Source organism: Sphingomonas sp., assembly GCF_030145815.1.
Taxonomy (GTDB): Bacteria; Pseudomonadota; Alphaproteobacteria; order Sphingomonadales; family Sphingomonadaceae; genus Sphingomonas.
The window spans coordinates 230,379-249,530 of the sequence record NZ_JAIXHL010000003.1 but is presented as its reverse complement, the minus strand read 5'-3'; the positions used below and the strand labels follow the sequence as shown (position 1 = coordinate 249,530).

Sequence of the window (19,152 nt, the reverse complement as noted above, 5' to 3'; positions counted from 1 at the left end):
CTGTGGCATGAGCGGGATTGCCGGTGCCGTCTTCACCGACGGTCGACCGATCGGGCAGGAACTACTGGACCGGGTCGCCGGATCGACGTTCAGCCGGGGATTAGACGGGGTCCAGAGCTGGCATGACGACCACGCAGGCTTTGTCCGCTTCGCCCATGCGACGACGCCGCAAGCGCGCGGCGAGACCCAGCCCTTTATCGGCGCAGAGTCCCAGATTGCGCTGCTACTCGACGGCCGGCTCGACAATCGTGGCGAGCTTCTCGCGCTGTTCGGAACCGATGGCGAACGACTGGCCGACGCCCCGGATGGGCTGATCGCGCTCAAGCTGTTCGAGCGCGAGGGGCGCAATTTCGTCCATCGGCTGGCGGGCGATTATGCGATCGCCGCGTGGGAGCCGCGCAAGCGCCGGATCGAGTTGTTCCGCTCGCCAATGGGCTGGCGGCCGTTTCTGTGGGCGTTTGACGGCACCACCTTCGGCTTTGCGAGCGAGCCGCGCGCGCTGATCCTGGGGCTGGGGTTCGAGCGCAAGCTCAACGAAGGCGCAATCGCCGAATATCTGTCGGCGCGCTTCGTGACTGAGACCGACACACTCTGGGCGGGAATCGAGCGCGTGCCACAGGGTGGCGCAATTGCATTCGAGAACGGCAAGATATCGCGCTGGGCATGGCATGGTGGGCCGTTCGAGGATCTGTCCGACCGGTCGCTCGAAGACCATATCGAGCGGTTCAACCATCTGTTCGACCAGTCGCTGATCGCAACCAGCCGCAGCGTCGGGCCGGTGACGGCGCAGCTGTCGGGCGGGCTCGATTCCTCGTCGATCGTTTGCCGCTCGACCGAGCTGTTCCGCGCCGGCAAGCTCGACCATCAGGTCGGCGCGATCTCCGCGCGCTTTCCCGGTGAGCCGCATGACGAGACCGAATGGAGCAGCGCGGTCGAAGATCATCTCGGCATCACCGCCGAGGTCGTCGGCGCGCGGCGATTCGATCCCGATGTCGCGCGGCAATGGTGCGCCGATTCCTACCAGCTGCCGGTGCGGCCCAACGTGCTCGATTCGATGGGCGGGGTGCTCAAGGCGCTCCAGTCCGACGGGCGGCGCGTGCTGTGGACCGGCGAGGGCGGCGACGATTGGCTCAATGGATCGCTGGCGCACTGGCCCGACCGCTTCATGGCCGGGCGCTGGGGCAAGCTGTTCCGCCATGGCGCGGAGCTGTGGCCCAACTCGCCCTGGCATGTTCAGGCGCGGCGGACGCTGCATAGCACCCTCATGCCGATCATCAGCCGCAAGCATCGCGAGGCGCTGCTGACCCCGCATCTCGACTTCCGCCTCGACCGGCCCGACTGGGTGCGGCCCGAGTGGATGGAGCGGATCGGGCTGGTCGATCGCTGGCACCAGAAGATCGCGCGCGCCGGCCTGCGCGGCATGGACCAGCAGTCGCGCTACAGCGTCTTTTCGCTCGGGCGGCGCTACACGATGATCGACAGCGTGCTCGCTTTTGCCGAGAATCACGGTGTCGAGGTGCGCCATCCGCTGCACGACCGGCGGCTGACCGACTTCTTCATGGGTGCGGGCGGCGAGCATCTGCGCAAGTTCAACACGCGCAAATTCCTGCTGCGCGAGGCGATGAAGGGGACATTGCCCGAGAAGATTCGTCAGCGCCGCACCAAATCCTATTTCGTGTCGCATCAGGTCGATGCAATCGGCGAATTGCTCCGGCAAAAGCCGGTGCATGAACTGACTGCGGTCAAGCTCGGCTGGATCGTGCCGGAAAAGATCGCGGCGATGCACGCACCGTTTGAGGCGTGGCGGCAAGCCGGTGGACAAGGACCGATCCCCGACGGCGCATGGGGGCCGGTCTGGTTCACGCTTGCCACCGACATGTGGCTGGAGCATGCGTTCGGGCTGAAAGCGTAAGGGTGACGACATGGTGCAGGCGGTGACAATCGACGCGACGACGATCCTGCGACGCAAGGCGGCGGTGGTCGGCGCGGATGTTGCCGATGACGCGATCCTGCTCGACATCGATTCGGGCTATTTCTTTCAGCTCAACCGCACCGCCGCCAAGATCTGGGCGTTCGTCGAGGAGCCGCACACGCTGGGCGCACTGACCGACCACATGGCGGCCAGCTACAAGGTCGATGCCGAAACCTGCCGCAGCGATGTAACCGAGTTTGTCGCGGACCTGATCGAACGCGGCGTGCTGGAAATCGCAGCCTAGAGCCGGGCGCGATAGATCCAGCAATTCACGGCGAACCGCGAATCCGCAAAGTCGCCCGACGGGCAGCGCACCGGCATCACCTCATGCGGCCCCCAGGAGGGGAAGACGACCAGGCTGTTGTCGTCCGGCGCGATGTCGAGCCCGGGGTCACCGGCCTTGGCACCAAGACGATGCAGGCGCAGCGCACCCCCGTCGAACCCGCGCGGCTGGCGGTGGAAATAATAGACTGCGCTCAGCATCCGATCGCCCCGTGCAACCTGATTGCTTGCATAGGTGTCGGTGTGGAGCGTGAAATGCGCGCCATCATTATGCGCGGCTAACTCCAACTCCACCTCGCTCGTAACGAAGGGCGTCGCGCGTAGCTTAGCCGACCAGTGCGGCGCCGCTTCGCGTAGCCGGGTATCGAGCACCGCCGCCAGCGGGCCGAGGTCGCGCAGCGTCAGTGACCGGCGGACATCGGGATTGACCACGCCACGGATCAGCTGCGCGGGCACGAACCGCGCGGAATTTGCCAGCGTCCAATCGAGCAGCGCGGCACGCGTCGGCGCGTCCAGAAACGCGTCGAAGCGCAGATATGGAAGGATCGGGGCAGCCATTAGGCGCGCCGCACCGGCATCGCCCGCTCGCGCAGATAGCGCAGCACCATCGCCTCGCTCGCGCTATCCGCCTGGCGTCGCATCCGCGGCGTCTGTGGATCGGCAGTGCTGCCCAGATGGCGCAGCAGCGCGCGCACCGTCGCGGCATAATCGGCGGTCAGCGCCTCATAGGTCAGGCGGTGCGGAGTCACACCCATCGCTGCAAACAGGTTGCGGAAATGGCCGTGACAGAAATCCGAATAGCCCATGATGCGCTCGATCCGCTCGATATCGAACGGCGCGGTCGCAGGGGCCGTCTCCTGCGTCGTACCGGGGATCGATCGCCAGCGTCCGGTCTCGACCGCGAGCACCGCCGAGACTGCCTGGCGCAACTTGTCCTCGCGCCATAGGTGGATGAAGCTGGGGTTGGGGAACAGCCGCGCGACATGACCTGCCAGCGCTGCATAATAATCGGCGGGAACATCGGATGGCGGTATATTGGCGAAGCGCTCAAGTTCGGGGTCTGCGTCCCGCGCGATTTCTTCAATGTCACGCCAGAACAGCTTGACCCCCATCGTTCCGTCGGACGTGGTGCGATGCCGACGCACCGCCGTGCTGAGGCTGTCGTAGTTGGGCGCGTCCCAGCGGCGCGCAAAGGACGGGCGAAAGCCGGCATGGAAATATTCCAGCGGGCAGCCCAGCCCGCCCGCGAAGTAGAGCGCTTCGCCGAGCAAGGTGCTGCCCGATCGGGGGTGGGTGCACAGCAACACCGTCCGGCGTGGCAGGCCCTCCCATATGGGATAGTCATGAGCAGCCGAGGCCAGATCATAGGGCGCAACCAAGGATGCGCGACCAGCCGACTCCGTCATCACGCGGTACATTCAGTCAACGGATCATCCCGGTGACCCCGCGCCGATCGAGCACGGGGAAGCCGCCTGGATCAGGGCGTCAGGTTGCTGAGGCCGTCGGTCGGGCGATAGGAAATACCCTCGGCTGCCTTTGCAGGAAGGAAGCTGGCGATCTCGGGCTTTACCCATTCACCGCGCACTTCGGATGCGATTTCCTGCGGCTGAGGCGTCTGCTCGGTCATTATAATTCTCCGCGTCGGGTTTCACGCTCGTCATCCGCCAGGGACAACAGAAACATGTTCAGGTCAGGTTGCTGAGGCCGTCGGTCGGACGATAGGCGATGCCCTCGGCTGCCTTTGCGGGAAGGAAGCTGGCGATCTCGGGCTTCACCCATTCCTCGGCCTCCGTCGGGGCGACGGTATGCTCGTTCTGCGGAAGCTGATCCATGATGCCCACCTTTTATTGAGGGCTAAGACTATCACCCAAGCGAGCAGGAATCAATCCGATACCCATAGCCGAACACGATCGCGCTCATGTGCGCCGCCGACCGTGACGGTATCGCTCTTTTCCGTATCGACTGGTTCGGGAAACCGCCACAGCAGCGCCCCCCAACAAGACGCCGTCCCCGATTCCGGGCGATTCTCGTAGCGCCCAACGGCATCCATCTCCAATGCGATCCACTGGACGATACCATCGATCCGCCCCCCGAGTGAGGGAATGTCGAGTTCGCGGCGCTCGGGCTTGCGTGGATCGGCGGTAGCGAAGTCGAAGCTGAACAGATCGACCGGCGCGCTGCACAGCGCGACCTGATCCATGCCGACGCGGACCAACTCGTTGGGCGCGGCGAGGCGGTTGAACGCGCTGAGATCGAACCCGCTCGCTTCGCCGAGGCGCGGCGCGCGGTCGCGCAGATCGCGGGCGAGCGCAACGCGGATCGTGCCGCGCGGGGGGATGACCACGCCATCGGGGGCAAGCAGCCGGGCAACTGCATCCTCATGCGCGCCAAGAACGCCTTCGCTCAGCAGGTCGTTGCTGACGATCTCCGACACCAGAATGTCGGCCAGCCCACCCATGTCGCGGGTTGGATCAAGGTCCGTCGAATGCTTGCTCACCACGGTCACGCGGTCGGAATAGCCGTTCGCTGCGATCACATCGCGTGCCGCCGAGGCGATGGCGGCGTCGGCCTCGCACGTCACAACCGTCGCGCCCGCACGGGCCGCCATCATCGCCAGCAACCCGGTGCCGGTCCCAATCTCCAGCACGCGGCATCCGGGTCGGATGGCGCGGAGCAACGCCTGCTCATACGCATCGTTGCGCGCGCGGTCGCGGGGAATGACGAAGTGCCAGCTGAACACGCCGTCGCTCAAAATCTCGGCGGCGGTCACCCCGGCCTCGCCGCGGCCGCCGGTCATCGCATGGACCTGTTCCGCCAGCGCAACGGCGCGCGGCCGGTCGCCGGCTGCGATCATCTGGCGCGCAATCGCGATCAGCGCACGGGGATCGTCGGACACCTTGGGCAACAAGGCGGTGAGCTGCGCGATACGGTTGGTCATGCGACATCGTTAGCTGACTGCTGCGCCGAAGCAATCGCGACCTCGGACAGGAACCTGCGGAGCATCGCTGCAACCTTGGGCAATGCCGCATAATCGCTGGGATACACCAATCGAACTGCCGGGCGCGCCTGCAAGACGCTGCGCAGCCCGGACACGGCATGGATGCGCTCCGCGACGCTTGTGCCGCTCGGGTTGAAATGGATGATCTGTGGCACGATCAGCGCCATCGACTCGGCAATGTCCAGCGGCTCCAGATGCGGCTCGGAAACAGTGTCGCGGCGGTCGAGGAAGACGAGTGCGCGCAGCGGCGTCAACGGCGGCGGATCACCAGCCGCGACCGGCGACCGCCCCTTCCCTGTCGCGCTGGCCAGCGGCACCGCCATGTTCGGGGCGAACGCCAATCCGTCGCGCGAATCCGGCCACAGGCACACGCTCTTCGCCCCTGCCCCCAGCATCGGCGCGTCGGGATGCCACAGCAATGCGGTATCGTCGCCCAGGATCTGCCAGCGATCGCGCACGGTCAGCGCAGCGCACAGCGTCGATTTCCCTGCGCCCGATCGCCCGATCAAGAGCATGCCACCGCCATCCTGCACCAGCGACGCGGCATGGATCGCAATCGCGCCCTGCAGCATCGGCACGCGCGTCAGCACGCGGCGCAACAGGATCTCGATCGCTGCCACTGTGGGCGGCAAGGCGTCGACGATCAGGGTCATGGCGCGCCCATCGCGGTCGATCAGGAAACTCCCCTCGAACCGCGACCGGATCAGCCAGCGTCCATCCCTCTCGCCGATCCGCATGCGATACCCGTTGCGCCATTCATAGCTGACCTCGGCGTGCTCGACCGGGGCGCCGACCTCGACCCGCAGGTCGAGTTCACCCGCCCAGCCCGTATCCGCCGGGTCGGCCAGGACCAGGCTCGGGAGTTCGATGGCGGAGCGGATCCGAAGGCCGCCAAAGCTGTAGAAATGGGTCACGATGCTCCGAAGCTTATCAACGCAGGCGGCGGATCGCCCAGCCGAACGGGCGGATCAGCGGATAAAGCCAGTTCAGCCGATCGGGTAGCGCGAATGCGGCGCGGTCTTGCGGCGAGCTGAGATCGAAGGCGAGCTGACGCCGCCAAAACCCGCCGGACGGCTTCATCATATAGGTGATCGCCCGACTCCACACGCTTCCGGCGATGAAGCGCCGCACCGAATTGCGCGGCAGCGTCTCATACCAGTCCGGTCCGTGCTGAAACCGTGCGACCAGCCAGTTGAGCAACCGCACATCGACCCGCCGCCGCCCGCGCGCCGATATCTCGGCTGGCACCGGCCGACCGAGCCAGTGATGCAGCGCCCAGCCGACATGCAGCATCATGCCCTCCAGCCCCTGCGCGGCGGCATCGTCGAGGGCAACGTCCCAGGTTTCAGATGTGTCGAGCACCGCCGCCAGATCGACCAGCCACAACATCCGCTGCCAGCCATGCCGAATGCCATGCACCGCGAGATAGACGGGCAGCCGCCGCCGCGCCATCGTCGGCACCGCCATCCCGCCGATCGTCACGGTTTCGCGCTCCGCCCACAATGTCGCGAAATCCCACGGCAACAGCGCATGATTATCGCACAACCGATCGTGCAGCTCGACGAGGATGCGGCTCTCCCGATGCACCCAACCGCTTTCCTTGGCGGGTTCGGTTACGTCCGGATCGGCGGGGGTCGCATGGATCGGCAGCTCATAGTCCAAGTCGCGCAGAATTTGCTCGGCATCCCGGAGGCGCGATCGCTCGATCATCACATCGATGTCCCGCCCGCCCCGCACAAGTGGGTCGGCATGCAGCTGAACCGACAGCGCAATGCCCTTGATGAACAGATGCCGGATTCCCGCCGCATCGAGCGCGCGCCCGATCCGCACCAGCTCACGCATCCGGTGCATTACGCCCACGACATGCGCGCCATGCTCCGACGTCAACAGCGCCGCCATCGCCGCCGGCACCGCGCGCGTGCGCAACAGCCCGGGAACGGCAAGACCGACCAGACCATGATGCGCAAGCCCGCGATGCACGATGTCCCAATTGCGTACCTGGGCGCCAGCTCGGTCCAGCGTGGGCCCTGCCGCACCGCCACTCGCCAATCGCGCCGCCGCAACGACGAACCGCAACTCTGGCGCGAATCCGGGGAGGGGCACTTCGTCATCCACCCGGGATTGCGCTGCGACCGCGAACATCATGGACCTTCCAGTTACGCGCCTTCCCGCCAGCGACACCGCGCAAGGACGTGCGCACGTCTCTACCATGCGCTCCACATTATGACATCCACTATGGCGTCCAAGCTGGGGGCCTATCGATCGCGCCTCCCAACGCGGGCGACTATCGCCGAAGCTTCGATAGGTGACGCTACATCGCAATAAACGATCAGCTTTGGTGGCATCCGCATGATAAACGGCTTCATCGGTGACAGCCCCGTCGATCCCCCTTTGCGGACTGGAGCAGCTGCGGTGATAAGGTCCGCCTCAGCAGCGCATGACCGTTGCGACCAACAGCGGACCAGCCTGCGATGAATGAGATCAGCGCCCCATCGACCGAAGCCATGCGGCATATTCCGGGCGGCGTCTTCGCCATGGGATCGGACCGATTTTACCCTGAGGAACAGCCCGTCCGGCAGGTGCGGGTCGATGGCTTCTGGATCGACGAGACGCCCGTCACCAACCGCGATTTCGCCAGGTTCGTGGACGCGACGGGGCACCGCACGCTCGCCGAAATCGCGCCGGACCCGGCCGATTATCCCGGCATGCCCCCCGAACTCGCCAAGCCCGGCTCGCTCCTGTTCATGCCGACGCGCGGCCCGGTCGACCTGCGCGATTTTGCGCGCTGGTGGGAATTCAGCTTCGGCACCGACTGGCGCCATCCGCACGGCCCGGACAGCACGCTGGACGATTTGTGGGACCATCCCGTCGTGCATATCGCCTATGAGGACGCACAGGCCTATGCCGACTGGGCGGGCAAGGCGCTGCCGACCGAGGCCGAGTGGGAATTTGCCGCGCGCGGCGGGCTTGATCGCAGCGACTATGCCTGGGGCGACGAACTGGCGCCACAGGGCGCGATGCTGGCCAATTTCTGGCAGGGCGCGTTTCCGCATCAGAACCTGCTGACCGACGGGTTTCTGCGCACCTCCCCGGTCGGCACCTACCCGCCCAATGGCTATGGCCTGTTCGACATGATCGGCAATGTCTGGGAATGGACTGCGGACTGGTATGCGCTGCACCAGCCCGAACAGAAGCCTGCCGGTAGTTGTTGCGTGCCGTCCAACCCGCGCGGCGGCAGCGAGCGCGGAAGCCTCGATCCCTGCACCCCGCACGTCCCGATCGGCCGCAAGGTGATCAAGGGCGGATCGCATCTTTGCGCCCCCAATTACTGCCAGCGCTATCGGCCAGCCGCACGCCACCCGCAGTCGGTGGACAGCTCGACCAGCCATATCGGCTTTCGTTGCATCATCCGAGACAATCAGGAGGACATGCCATCATGACCCGCCCGCGCGCCACGCTTTGCACCGCCGCCTTTGCGGTGGGTGTCCTGCTGGCCACCGCGGCATAGGCGAGCAACCAGCCCGCACCGCGCCTTGGTAAGGATCAGACCCCGCCGGCCCGCGCGCGTGAGGGCAATCCAATGAACATCGTCTTCGTGCTGGTCGACGACCTGCGCCATGACACGATGGGGTTCCTCAAGCCCGGCCTCAAAACCCCGAACATCGACCGGCTGGCGGAAGGAAGGGGTGTATTTCCCCAACGCCGTCGTCACCACTCGCTTTGTTCGCCGAGCCGGGCGACGATACTGACTGGCCAGAGTATTGCCGCGCAGCTTGTCCGCCGCCGCGAACAACTATGCCTCAAACCCCAAATCCCCGCCATTCGCCGCCTTCGGTGCCCGTGCCATCATGCCCCCAACTGGATGTGGCGGCGGTGATAGCGCGCGTTCGCGGGAGCGGCCAGTGCAGCAAGTCCGACGCTTTCGCGGTAATGGTCGGGGAGACAGGATTCGAACCTGCGACATCCTGCTCCCAAAGCAGGCGCGCTACCAGACTGCGCCACTCCCCGACGCGAGCGGGTCGCCTATACAGGTCTGACCCTAAAGGCAATGCGCTGGTGGGCCCGGCAGGACTTGAACCCGCAACCTAGCCGTTATGAGCGGCCAGCTCTAACCAATTGAGCTACAGGCCCCGCCAGCGCGACCCGCCGATTACGGGCGATCGCTCGCCCCCGCAAGCGCCGCGAGAATCTGATCGTGCGAGGCCGGTGCGATCCCAAGCTTGTCCAGCAGGGCAAACGCCCGCTCCCACCAGCGCCGAAATCCGGCCAGCTCCGCCGCATCGCGGACATAGGGCGTGTAGCCCGGCGCCGCCGATGGCGAATGGTAGGAGAACATCAGCAACCGCACCCCATCGGCCGCCGCCACCCGAATCGCGTCGAGCGCCAGCGCGATCGGCATGTCTTCCGGCGTCAGCGCGACGCGGGAGGAAAGCTTGAGCCGTGACGCAATGCCCCGCCCGCGCGGCACCCGGCCCAGCGCCTCATGCAACCCGATCCCGCCGCGCCGCAACGCGCCGGTGTAAATAGTGGTCAGCGGAATCTCGATCAGATCGCCCTCACCCGTCGCAAAGGCGTGGTTGGGGATCGCGCGATAATCCGGCCCGCCCTCCACGGCATAGCTATAACCCGACCGCATCGAGGTATCGACGCGATACCCCGCCGCCGCCAGCAGGCCGAGCGTGTCGGGGCCAAGGCCATAGCGCCCGGTGCGCATCATCAACGGCCGCCGCCCGAACGCGTCGGCAATCCCGTCCGTCAGCGCTGCGATCTTTGCCCCCTGCAACGCGCGCGGAAGATTGCCGAGGAAGCTGTTGCGCGGGCTCACCGTCTCGTCATGCGGCGGGTTGACCCAGGGGTGGAGCTGCGACCCGATCGCGGAGCCGCCATCCGCGATGATTTCTTTCAGAATATCGACCGAGCGCGCACAGCGGACGATCGGATCGTCGATCATATAGGTCGCCGGAACGCCATGATCGGCGAACAGCTTATGGATGCCGGGCAAGGCATCCATCGCCCGCGTCCCCCGGTTTTCGCGCGCCAGTGGCTGCGACCAGTCGAACTCTTCCTCGGTGTCAACGAACACCGCAAAGCGCGTGCCGAAGCTGTCCGGCCACAGCACGGCAGCGTCGGCTGGCGGTGCAGGCGGCCGATAGCCGCCCGGTTCGGGCTGGGATTGCGCTGCGTTCTTCACAGGCGCTGGTTTAGCGCGCCTGTTCCAAAGACTTGGTTACCATCGCGGCAAGCTCGACGGTGATCGCGTCGTCGGTGACCGTCAGGCTTCCGCCCAGCTCGCGCGCGATGTTGCGCACCAGCCGCAGCGCAAAGCCTGTGCCGAGCAGCGCCGCGTCTTCATCCTCGTCATCGAGGTTGAACAGCGCGTCGCCCTCATACGCCGCCAACGCGTCGGGCCGGTCGAATGCGATCGCTACCAGCCCGCCAACCTCCTCAATCGCGATCCCGACCCGTTCGCCATCGCGCGCGGCGGACAACAGGGTGGCGAGCAGGCGCGACAGCATCCGCTCGATCGCGCGCGAATCGCCGCGCACCACGGGGTCGTCGATCGGCAGCGCGATCCAGGCCCCACGCAGCTCCGCCAGCGCCGCCAGATCGTCGGCGATCCGCGACAGCAACGGCCGTAAGGTCACCTCGCTCGAACCGAGCGTCAGCGCCGATGCCTCGATCCGCGCCGCGATATCCAGATCGTCGATCGCCGCGAGCAGCGCGCGCGCGTGCATTCGGATCGTCCCCGCGCGTTCGCGATAGACTGGCGGCGCATCGCCGAGCATCTCGCGCTCGATCATCTCGGCAAAGCCGGCAATCGCGTTGGTCGGCGTGCGCAGCTCGTGCATCAACTGGCGCAGCGAATCCGCCGCTGGGCTGGATGGCGGCGGCGTCGAAGGCACCGCGCTTTCCTCCCGCCGCGGGCGGCGCGCAGTGCCGCGATAGCCCGAGAAGCGCCCGGTCGCGCGGTCAAACGCCGGCGCACCCGAAATCCGCCACTCGCCGGCCGCATCCGATCCGCCAACTACGATCAGCCGCGCATCGCTGAACACGGCGCGCTGACGCAGCGCTCCTGCCGCAACGCCATCGGCGCGCGAAGCGCCGTCCGACGCATTGAGCTCCAGCGACAGGCCGATCAGCGGCGCGCGCGACACGCCCTCGACCCAGCGGATCACGCCCTGCTCGTCGGTCTCGAAGCGGAATCCGTCGACGCGCAACGGTTGCGGCGCGTGTGCGGCGCGCTCCTGCTGCAACGTGTAAAAGGCGTCGATCCGCGCGACGACCTCGGCGATCTCGAACGGCCCCGCCGGTTCGTCGTGCGGCGTGTCCGGCGCAATCGTATCGCCTTGCGCGCTACCCAGAATGAAAACGTCATCCATGTGCGAGCCGTGCCCGTCGCTGGACTCGGCAGCAAGGGGCAATGCGACGGACGGTTCGGCGTCGGTCCCGCTTTGGGTCGGCTCGGACTCGGGGGTCGGCTCGCTTTGCCCCTCACCCTCCAGCGCACGGGCCACCACAGGGATCGCCAGCGCCGCCGCGCCGACCGAGACGAAGGGCAGCGTGTTGGCGGGCACTTCGGCGGCCTGCGGCGGCTCGACCGGTTCGAGCACGGGACGCAACCGCATCCGCACCCGCGATTCGACCCGCGCCACCGCATCCAGCACCGATCCGCCGCTCGCGATGGCAGCGGCGTCCGAACCTTCGACGGCTGCGACCGGCTCGATCGGCAGATCGACCGCAGCGAGCGGAGCATCAGCAACCGGCGCGGGTTCCGCATCCACCACGACGGGCGTGAGCGGCTCAACGACACCCACCGGGTCGGCGTCGAATTCCGCGCCCGGCTCGGGGGCAGCGATCATATCTACCGCGACGGGATCGAGCTCGACCGCCAACGGCTGCAGCGCCCCCGGTCCGGCATCGCTCTCGGCGACAGGTTCCGCGTCAGGTTCGACCATTGCCAAAGGATCCGCGTCGGACGCCGCCGCATTCGGCTCGTGCGGTGCCAGTACTTCCGGTTCCGCAACTGTCCCCGTCACCACGAAATCGACCGGCCCGAACGTCTCCAGCGCGCGCTCGATTCCCGGCGGGAGGTCGCGGCGGGCGCGGAGCACCGATCGCGCCGCCGCAGACAGGCGCGGCAACAGCTCGACCCACTCCCCCGACGTCATCCGCGCCGTCCGCAACAGCGGCGCGGCGACCGAAATATGGTCGAGCGCGCACAGGGCGACCAGCGGCGCGGGCGGGTTGCCATGTTCCAGCGCACGGGCGCTCGCCGCCCGCACGCCGATCGGCACATCGTCGCGAATCCTGCGCAGCAGGTTGAACGCGCGCGCATCCGCCGCTATCCGGCGCCGACCGATCAGGTCGACCAGCTGACGCCACGCCGACGCCTTACCGAACGATGTCGAAACATCGCCGGCCAGAACGGTCTCCAGGGTGTCGTCGTAACGCAAAAAACGGTCTGCCCAGTCGGGCCGGAAATCGGCCGGTAAGGATTCCTTAACCCGCGCGAAGCCCCCGTGGAAACAGGAGAATTCGTCCCGAAAGCGTGCCGTCGCATAGTGGGACAATTGCGCTTGCAAGTAATTATATTATGTCTAACCCGCGCAGTGCGACCGAATCATGTGGCGCAGGGGAATTATCAATGGCTTTCGACGATATCGACCGTCAGATCATGGCACATCTGCAGAATGACGGGCGGATGACCAATGTCGAACTGGCCGATCGCGTCGGGCTGACCGCCCCACCATGCCTGCGCCGGGTCCGCGCGCTGGAAGAAAAGGGCGCGATCCGCGGCTACCACGCCGATCTCGACCCCAATTGGTTGGGCTATACGATCACCGTCTTTGCCATGGTCAGCCTCAAAAGCCAGGCCGAATCCGATCTTGAGGCGTTCGAGGCGCATGTGGCCGCGATCCCCGAGATTCGCGAATGCTATATGCTCAACGGCGATATCGACTTCATCCTGAAGATCGTCGCACGCGACCTCAGCAGCTTCCAGCAATTCCTCACGACCCGCCTGACCACCGCGCCCAATGTCGCGCACGTCCGCACGTCGCTCACCATCCGCACGTCGAAATCGCAGCCGGGCGTACCGGTCGACTGAATCAAAAAGGGGCGGCACTGCGGCCGCCCCTCATGGTTCGGTGTAAGCGTGAAATCAGGCCGCCGGAGCCTGATCGAGCCAGGTCGTCCAGAAGCGGGCGATCTCATTACGCGGCGGCGCGGTCACCGCCCCGAACGCTGCCTTGGCTTCGTCCTTCTGGCCCAGCATTGCCAGCGCGATGCCCAGGCGGGTGTTGACCAGATTGGCGTCCACCCCACCCTTTTGCAGCGCGACGCGATAGAGTTCGACCGCCTTGGTGAAGTTGCGGCTGCCCAGATAGGCGTCAGCGACATTCTTCGCCGCCGTGCCATTGGCTGCGGCAGTGGCGGTCTTTTCCTCGGCGCTCAGCGACCCTTCGGCCTTTTCGCGCACCACTGCCGAGCGATACAGCTCGTTGATCGCCACGTTGGTCGCCTGGATCTTGCCTGCCGCGCGACCTTCCTCGATCACTGCCTTCGCTTCCCACGGAAGGCCGCGGCGCTGCGCCAGATCGGCATATTCCTGATAGTCGAACTCGCCGCCCATCGCCTTTGCCGCGCGCATCAGGCGGAGCACGTCGAGCTGCAGGTCGGCGTCCATCGGCACACCCTTTTCGCGGGTCTGCTCCATGTAGATCAGCAGCGTCGCGCGCCAGCCCTCGGCGCTCGGGTGGGCCGCCATCTGACGCCCCAGCCACTCGCTCGCCGCTGCCTTCTTGCCGCCGCGATACAGGCGGTCGACCGCGATGCGGTACCATGCCACCGGCGCCTTGCGGCCAGCCGCTTCCTCGACCTTGATCGCGGCGTCGATGCTGCTCACCGCTGCTTCCAGCTGCCCGGCATCAAACTGTGCCTGTGCGATCAGCAGGTTGAGGTTGGCACCGTTGGGCGCATAGCCCAGCTCACGCGCCTTCAGCAGGAACGGGATTGCCTCAGCCGGCTTCTTCATGCCCTGCGTGATGTCGCCGCGGAAAAAATAATACTGACCCAGATTCGCCGGATCGCTCTTCGGATTGGCGATCAGCGCGTCGAGCGCGCGGATGGTGGTCGGATTGTCCTTCAGGTTCGCCGAGGTGGTCAGGCGGAAATTGGCGACGAAGAACTTCTCGTCGTCATTGGTCGCCAGCGCCTCCAGCGCATCCAGCTTGCCCGCCGCGCCCTGATAGTCCTTGGCTTTGATCAGCGCCTCGATCTCGGTCGCCGACTTGCGGAAGGCGTCGCTCAGCTTGTACTTGGGCGCCTCTTCCTTCTGCTTTTTCTGTGCGACGGCGGGTGCCGACGCGGCAAAGGGCACGGCCAGCAGAACCGCCGCGGCAAGCGCAGCCTTGGAAACAGACTTCATCCGGAACTCTCCTCACGCATCTGTGCGTAGCGGTTGACTCGACCCGCTCTAGTAATCCGTCCCGCCCGGTCAAGGCGGTGTATCGCGGTTCGCGCTTTCGCACCCGTCTGCTGAACGCATTTTGAATGCGCGGGCTCCCGAAATGAGACGCCCTGCCGCCAGTCCTCGCGTGCGCGCGCACGCGGGTGCGCGGGCTTGGCAGGTGGTCACGGGACGGCTAGAGCGGTCACAACACTGACACAACCCATCGAAAGCATCGCAACTTGACCGACGAGACCGTCCTCGCGGACCCTTCCGATATCACCCCCATCTCGATCGTCGACGAGATGAAGACCAGCTACCTCGATTACGCGATGAGCGTGATCGTGGCGCGCGCGCTTCCTGACGTTCGCGACGGTCTGAAGCCGGTCCATCGCCGCATCCTCTATGCGGCGCAGGAGGGCGGCTACCTCCCCGGCCGCGCCTATCGCAAGTCTGCCCGCCTGGTCGGTGACGTGATGGGTAAATATCACCCGCACGGCGACAGCTCGATCTATGACGCGATGGCGCGCATGGCCCAGGACTGGGCGATGCGGGTGCCGCTGATCGACGGCCAGGGCAATTTCGGCTCGATGGACCCCGATCCGCCCGCCGCGATGCGCTACACCGAAGCGCGCCTGGCCAAGGTCGCGATGTCGCTGCTCGACGATATCGACAAGGACACGGTCGACTTCCAGGACAATTATGACGGCTCCGAAAGCGAGCCGACCGTCCTGCCCGCCCGCTACCCCAACCTGCTCGTCAACGGCGCGGGCGGCATCGCGGTCGGCATGGCCACCAACATCCCGCCGCATAATCTCGGCGAAGTGGTCGACGCCTGCCTCGCGTACATCGACAATGGCGCGATCACGATCGAAGAGCTGATGGAGATCGTCCCCGGTCCGGACTTCCCGACCGGCGCGCAGATTCTCGGCCGTTCGGGCTGCCGCAGCGCGTACCAGTCGGGCCGCGGCTCGATCATCGTGCGCAGCCGCTACATCACCGAACAGCGCGGTGAGCGCCGCTCGATCGTCCTCACCGAAATCCCGTATCAGCAGGGCAAGAACGCCCTGGTCGAAAAGATCGCCGAAGCCGCCAAGGAAAAGCGGGTCGAGGGGATCAGCGACATCCGTGACGAGTCGAGCCGCGAAGGCGTGCGCATCGTCATCGACCTCAAGCGCGATGCGACCCCCGAAGTCGTGCTCAACCAGATCTGGCGCAACACCCCGGCGCAGCAGAGCTTCCCGGCGAACATGCTCGCGATCCGCGGCGGTCGCCCCGAACTGCTCAACCTGCGCGACATCATCGAGGCGTTCGTCAAGTTCCGCGAGCAGGTGATCACCCGCCGCTCGAAGTTCGAACTCGCCAAGGCGCGCGACCGTGCGCACATCTTGCTCGGCCTGGTCATCGCGGTCACCAATCTCGATGAAGTCGTCCGCATCATCCGCGGCTCGTCCAGCCCCGCTGCGGCGCGCGAATCGCTGCTGATGCGCGACTGGCCGATCGCCGAGATCGCGCCATATATCCGCCTCGTCGAAGCGGTCGAGACCGAGGTTTCGGGCGACACCTATCGCCTGTCGGACGTTCAGGTCCGCGCGATCCTCGACCTGCGCCTGCACCGCCTGACCGCGCTCGGCCGCGACGAAATCGGTGACGAACTCAAGGAACTCGCCGATTCGATCGCCGAGCTGCTCGAAATCCTCGCCAACCGCGCGAAGCTCTACGAAGTGCTGCGTGAGGAGCTGGTCGCCGTCCGTGACCTCTACGCCACTCCGCGCCGCACCGAAATCGCCGCCGCCGCCGACGGCATCGAGGACGAAGACCTGATCGAGCGGGAGGACATGGTCGTCACCGTGACCATGCAGGGCTATATCAAGCGCACCCCGCTCGACGCCTTCCGCGCCCAGGCACGCGGGGGCAAGGGCCGCGCCGGCATGGCGACCAAGGACGAGGACGCGATCACCGAACTGTTCGTCACCTCGACCCATACCCCGGTGCTGTTCTTCTCCACCCTCGGCCGCGTCTATCGCATGAAAGTGTGGAAGCTGCCCGAAGGCGGCCCCGCCACGCGCGGCCGCCCGATGATCAACCTGCTGCCGCTCGCAGCCGGCGAAACCATCTCGACCGTCCTCCCTTTGCCTGAGGATGAGAGCGAGTGGGGCAAGCTCCACGTCATGTTCGCGACCGCCAAGGGCAATGTCCGCCGCAACAGCATGGACGCGTTCACCAACGTGCCCAGCAACGGCAAGATCGCGATGAAGTTCGAGGGCGAGGATGAGGATGACCGCCTGATCGGCGTCGCCCTGCTCGACGAGGGCGACGACGTCCTGCTCGCCAGCCGCGCGGGCAAGGCGATCCGCTTCGCCGGCGACGAAGTGCGTGAGTTCCAGAGCCGCAATTCGACCGGTGTGCGCGGCATGCGCCTGCTCGGCGACGATCAGGTCATCTCACTGTCGATCCTCCACCGCGTCGGCACCACCGCCGAAGAGCGCGAGGCCTATCTGCGCTTCGCCCCGTGGAAGGCGGAGAAGGAAGGCGAGCCCGACCTGTCGCCCGAGCGGTTCGAGGAGCTGCGTGCGGCGGAGCAGTTCATCCTGACCATCTGCGCCAACGGCTATGGCAAGCTCAGCTCGGCCTATGAATATCGCCGCACCGGTCGCGGCGGTCAGGGCATTACCAATATCGACAACATTGCCCGCAACGGCCCGGTGCTGGCCAGCTTCCCGGCGACCCAGTCGGACCAGCTGATGCTCGTCACCGATCAGGCCAAGATGATCCGCCTGCCGCTCGGCTCGCTGCGCGTCATCGGGCGTGGGTCGGCCGGCGTGCGCCTGTTCCACGTCGCACAGAACGAGCATGTCGTTTCGGCAGCCCGGATCGAGGAAAGCGACGAGGACGCCGAGGTCAACCTGGCCGACGGCGAAACCGAAACCGCCGCTCTGCCCGATGCCACCCCCGGCGACGACCTAGCCGCCGGGCCGGAGGGCGGGGAATGACCCGCCCCTCCACCGCCTACAAGGTGCTCACTTCCCCCCAGATGGCCGACCTTGAAGCGGGCAGTTTCGAAGGCGCACCGATCGACATCCAGGACGGCTATATCCACCTCTCCACCGCTGCCCAGCTGACCGAGACCGTCGACAAGCACTTCGCCGATCAGCCGGACCTGTGGGTTGCGGCAGTCGATCTGGAGGCGCTTGGCGACGCGATCCGCTGGGAAGTCTCACGCGGCGGTGCGGAGTTCCCGCACCTCTACGGCACGCTGACGCTGGAAACCGTGATCGCCTATTCGCCGCTGGAACGCAGCGAAGACGGCTCGGTCGCATTGCCGGTCGCCGGCTGAGGCCGCGCCCCGATCCGTACCCGCACTTCACCCGGCACCGCAAAGTCATCCAACGGTGCACCTAGCCCGTGGATACCGCACACCTCGCGCTGGATCAGGTACCGGTGCGCCGCATCTGCCGCCGCCTGCACCAGCACGACGCGATCCGCGTCCGGCCCGGCGTCACGCAGCGCCGCCAGCGCCGCCTCGAGCACCCGCCCCGCCCGGCCGAGCGTGGCGGCCTTCTCGGCGAGCACCTCACGCTGAAACTCGGCGTGAACCTCTTCGACGCGGGACGAGGGCGAGAGCGGGCGGATGCGCATCGCGATTATATAGGGGCCACCTCGCGACCGACCACCATCCCAAATGCAGGGAGATCAAGCATCAGCAGAGCGTGCAGAGGGTAACTGTTCGAACTGATCAGTGGCGGTGTTATAGGCGATTGTGATCATCGGCCCCTGCGCGCTCAGGTCCAGCTTCAATGCATCGGTCGGGATCATCCGGAGCACCGTCCCGTCGTCCAGATAGGTCGCAAGAAAAATCGCCAGCATAGTCCCCGGGGACACATTCCGCGCCTCGCCGCCGCGCAGTTCGAACGCGCTCGTCGCGGCCAGCGCGTCGGTGCCATTGACGCGCGCCTTCAACGCCAGCCCCAGGACGACGGGACCGTCCTGTTCATTGCGCAACTCAAATCCCTCAGGGTTGGCGCCCGCAGGATCGACGGCAAATGCGCCGTCGGCAAAGCTATATCGGCCACCCAACTTGCCCGGCGTAACACCGAGCAGATGGATACTGGCACCGGGTTTCAGCAGCGTGCTGTTGTTGACATAGATCTGATACGCCTCGTCCCAACTGATCACGTTGTTGTTGAAGGGCGCGTTCATCAACCATGCGATGGTCGTCGACGACGGCGGCGTGGAATCGGCAATCCGGGCTAGGGTCACCGCCTGCCCCTTAGCATAGACGCGCTGCAGCGCCTCCTCATCAAAAGTGATGTTCAGTTGATAGGACATTGCAGACCTCCCCGTTGGCCGCCGACAACTCGGCACCGTTTGAAGATCATATCCGGTGTCGCTTGCATTGACAGGTCCCTCATGGGCCAGCGGCTGAATTCGCGTCCTACGCGACCTAGCCAT

Annotated in this window: 19 protein-coding genes and 2 tRNA genes; 7 read left to right on the top strand and 14 right to left on the bottom strand. The window is 66.0% G+C overall.

Annotated features, from left to right (window positions below):
* Positions 1-7: 7 nt before the first annotated feature.
* Both KYX69_RS04280 and KYX69_RS04275 read left to right on the top strand, forming a co-directional pair.
* Positions 8-1,912 (top strand): asparagine synthase-related protein, encoded by a 1,905-nt coding sequence (locus KYX69_RS04280; protein WP_300494141.1) that lies wholly within the window; start codon positions 8-10, stop codon positions 1,910-1,912.
* A 10-nt stretch (positions 1,913-1,922) separates the two neighbouring features.
* Positions 1,923-2,216 (top strand): PqqD family protein, encoded by a 294-nt coding sequence (locus tag KYX69_RS04275; protein WP_300494139.1) that lies wholly within the window; start codon positions 1,923-1,925, stop codon positions 2,214-2,216.
* Here KYX69_RS04275 and KYX69_RS04270 read toward each other — a convergent pair.
* The 7 genes from KYX69_RS04270 to KYX69_RS04240 form a co-directional block, all read right to left on the bottom strand.
* Complete coding sequence (locus KYX69_RS04270; RefSeq protein WP_300494137.1) at positions 2,213-2,812, bottom strand: 2OG-Fe(II) oxygenase; 600 nt, start codon at positions 2,810-2,812, stop codon at positions 2,213-2,215. The two genes, KYX69_RS04275 and KYX69_RS04270, sit on opposite strands and share 4 nt — an antisense overlap.
* Entirely contained in the window at positions 2,812-3,660 is an 849-nt protein-coding gene (locus KYX69_RS04265; RefSeq protein WP_300494135.1) for a Stf0 family sulfotransferase, read from the bottom strand. The genes KYX69_RS04270 and KYX69_RS04265 overlap by 1 nt, the downstream gene beginning before the upstream one ends.
* A 71-nt stretch (positions 3,661-3,731) precedes the next feature.
* Positions 3,732-3,881, bottom strand: a complete 150-nt coding sequence (locus KYX69_RS04260; protein ID WP_300494132.1) for a hypothetical protein — start codon at positions 3,879-3,881, stop codon at positions 3,732-3,734.
* Positions 3,882-3,939: 58 nt separating this feature from the next.
* A complete protein-coding gene (locus tag KYX69_RS04255) occupies positions 3,940-4,086 on the bottom strand; it encodes a hypothetical protein (RefSeq protein WP_300494129.1) in 147 nt (48 codons plus the stop codon).
* A 50-nt stretch (positions 4,087-4,136) separates the two neighbouring features.
* Positions 4,137-5,192 (bottom strand): 50S ribosomal protein L11 methyltransferase, encoded by a 1,056-nt coding sequence (locus KYX69_RS04250; RefSeq protein WP_300494126.1) that lies wholly within the window; start codon positions 5,190-5,192, stop codon positions 4,137-4,139.
* A complete protein-coding gene (locus KYX69_RS04245) occupies positions 5,189-6,166 on the bottom strand; it encodes a hypothetical protein (protein WP_300494124.1) in 978 nt (325 codons plus the stop codon). The genes KYX69_RS04250 and KYX69_RS04245 overlap by 4 nt, the downstream gene beginning before the upstream one ends.
* Positions 6,167-6,182: 16 nt before the next feature.
* A complete protein-coding gene (locus KYX69_RS04240; protein WP_300494121.1) occupies positions 6,183-7,394 on the bottom strand; it encodes a nucleotidyltransferase family protein in 1,212 nt (403 codons plus the stop codon).
* A gap of 362 nt (positions 7,395-7,756) precedes the next feature.
* Here KYX69_RS04240 and KYX69_RS04235 point away from each other — a divergent pair, with 362 nt between their 5' ends.
* Together KYX69_RS04235 and KYX69_RS04230 are read left to right on the top strand one after the other, a co-directional pair.
* Entirely contained in the window at positions 7,757-8,692 is a 936-nt protein-coding gene (locus KYX69_RS04235) for a formylglycine-generating enzyme family protein (RefSeq protein WP_300494202.1), read from the top strand.
* 140 nt (positions 8,693-8,832) lie between these two features.
* Positions 8,833-9,129 (top strand): sulfatase-like hydrolase/transferase, encoded by a 297-nt coding sequence (locus KYX69_RS04230; RefSeq protein ID WP_300494119.1) that lies wholly within the window; start codon positions 8,833-8,835, stop codon positions 9,127-9,129.
* A 54-nt stretch (positions 9,130-9,183) separates the two neighbouring features.
* On the opposite strand, the gene KYX69_RS04225 is transcribed toward KYX69_RS04230, so the two are convergent.
* From KYX69_RS04225 to KYX69_RS04210, 4 genes are all read right to left on the bottom strand, one after another.
* Positions 9,184-9,260 (bottom strand) — tRNA-Pro (locus KYX69_RS04225).
* A 46-nt stretch (positions 9,261-9,306) separates the two neighbouring features.
* A tRNA-Ile gene (locus KYX69_RS04220) sits at positions 9,307-9,383 on the bottom strand.
* A 19-nt stretch (positions 9,384-9,402) separates the two neighbouring features.
* Positions 9,403-10,443: a polysaccharide deacetylase family protein gene (locus KYX69_RS04215; protein WP_300494116.1), complete on the bottom strand. Its 1,041-nt coding sequence runs from the start codon at positions 10,441-10,443 to the stop codon at positions 9,403-9,405.
* Between the two features lie 10 nt (positions 10,444-10,453).
* Positions 10,454-12,706: a histidine kinase dimerization/phospho-acceptor domain-containing protein gene (locus KYX69_RS04210; RefSeq protein WP_300494113.1), complete on the bottom strand. Its 2,253-nt coding sequence runs from the start codon at positions 12,704-12,706 to the stop codon at positions 10,454-10,456.
* 191 nt (positions 12,707-12,897) lie between these two features.
* Between KYX69_RS04210 and KYX69_RS04205 the strand changes: the two genes are divergently transcribed.
* A complete protein-coding gene (locus KYX69_RS04205) occupies positions 12,898-13,359 on the top strand; it encodes an Lrp/AsnC family transcriptional regulator (RefSeq protein WP_300494111.1) in 462 nt (153 codons plus the stop codon).
* Positions 13,360-13,413: 54 nt separating this feature from the next.
* Here the strand turns inward: KYX69_RS04205 and KYX69_RS04200 are convergent, their stop codons facing one another.
* Complete coding sequence (locus tag KYX69_RS04200) at positions 13,414-14,679, bottom strand: hypothetical protein (RefSeq protein WP_300494107.1); 1,266 nt, start codon at positions 14,677-14,679, stop codon at positions 13,414-13,416.
* A 263-nt stretch (positions 14,680-14,942) separates the two neighbouring features.
* Between KYX69_RS04200 and gyrA the strand changes: the two genes are divergently transcribed.
* Positions 14,943-17,693, top strand: coding sequence for a DNA gyrase subunit A (gyrA, locus tag KYX69_RS04195; protein ID WP_300494104.1), 2,751 nt, complete (start codon positions 14,943-14,945; stop codon positions 17,691-17,693).
* Complete coding sequence (locus tag KYX69_RS04190) at positions 17,690-18,037, top strand: DUF952 domain-containing protein (protein WP_300494101.1); 348 nt, start codon at positions 17,690-17,692, stop codon at positions 18,035-18,037. Before gyrA ends, KYX69_RS04190 begins: the two co-directional genes overlap by 4 nt.
* On the opposite strand, the gene KYX69_RS04185 is transcribed toward KYX69_RS04190, so the two are convergent.
* Positions 17,980-18,339, bottom strand: a complete 360-nt coding sequence (locus tag KYX69_RS04185) for a DUF6665 family protein (protein ID WP_300494098.1) — start codon at positions 18,337-18,339, stop codon at positions 17,980-17,982. The genes KYX69_RS04190 and KYX69_RS04185 overlap by 58 nt on opposite strands.
* Before the next feature lie 54 nt (positions 18,340-18,393).
* Entirely contained in the window at positions 18,394-19,029 is a 636-nt protein-coding gene (locus KYX69_RS04180) for a hypothetical protein (protein ID WP_300494095.1), read from the bottom strand.
* Positions 19,030-19,152 lie beyond the last annotated feature (123 nt).

Bases quoted from the DNA above. Each gene is read 5' to 3' on its own strand.
- KYX69_RS04250 (WP_300494126.1), bottom strand. From the start codon at position 5,192: ATGACCAACCGTATCGCGCAGCTCACCGCCTTGTTGCCCAAGGTGTCC.
- KYX69_RS04255 (WP_300494129.1), bottom strand. From the start codon at position 4,086: ATGGATCAGCTTCCGCAGAACGAGCATACCGTCGCCCCGACGGAGGCC.
- KYX69_RS04185 (WP_300494098.1), bottom strand. From the start codon at position 18,339: ATGCGCATCCGCCCGCTCTCGCCCTCGTCCCGCGTCGAAGAGGTTCAC.
- KYX69_RS04240 (WP_300494121.1), bottom strand. From the start codon at position 7,394: ATGTTCGCGGTCGCAGCGCAATCCCGGGTGGATGACGAAGTGCCCCTC.
- KYX69_RS04260 (WP_300494132.1), bottom strand. From the start codon at position 3,881: ATGACCGAGCAGACGCCTCAGCCGCAGGAAATCGCATCCGAAGTGCGC.
- KYX69_RS04205 (WP_300494111.1), top strand. From the start codon at position 12,898: ATGGCTTTCGACGATATCGACCGTCAGATCATGGCACATCTGCAGAAT.
- KYX69_RS04200 (WP_300494107.1), bottom strand. From the start codon at position 14,679: ATGAAGTCTGTTTCCAAGGCTGCGCTTGCCGCGGCGGTTCTGCTGGCC.
- KYX69_RS04180 (WP_300494095.1), bottom strand. From the start codon at position 19,029: ATGTCCTATCAACTGAACATCACTTTTGATGAGGAGGCGCTGCAGCGC.
- KYX69_RS04230 (WP_300494119.1), top strand. From the start codon at position 8,833: ATGAACATCGTCTTCGTGCTGGTCGACGACCTGCGCCATGACACGATG.
- KYX69_RS04280 (WP_300494141.1), top strand. From the start codon at position 8: ATGAGCGGGATTGCCGGTGCCGTCTTCACCGACGGTCGACCGATCGGG.
- KYX69_RS04265 (WP_300494135.1), bottom strand. From the start codon at position 3,660: ATGACGGAGTCGGCTGGTCGCGCATCCTTGGTTGCGCCCTATGATCTG.
- KYX69_RS04190 (WP_300494101.1), top strand. From the start codon at position 17,690: ATGACCCGCCCCTCCACCGCCTACAAGGTGCTCACTTCCCCCCAGATG.
- KYX69_RS04270 (WP_300494137.1), bottom strand. From the start codon at position 2,812: ATGGCTGCCCCGATCCTTCCATATCTGCGCTTCGACGCGTTTCTGGAC.
- KYX69_RS04235 (WP_300494202.1), top strand. From the start codon at position 7,757: ATGCGGCATATTCCGGGCGGCGTCTTCGCCATGGGATCGGACCGATTT.
- KYX69_RS04275 (WP_300494139.1), top strand. From the start codon at position 1,923: ATGGTGCAGGCGGTGACAATCGACGCGACGACGATCCTGCGACGCAAG.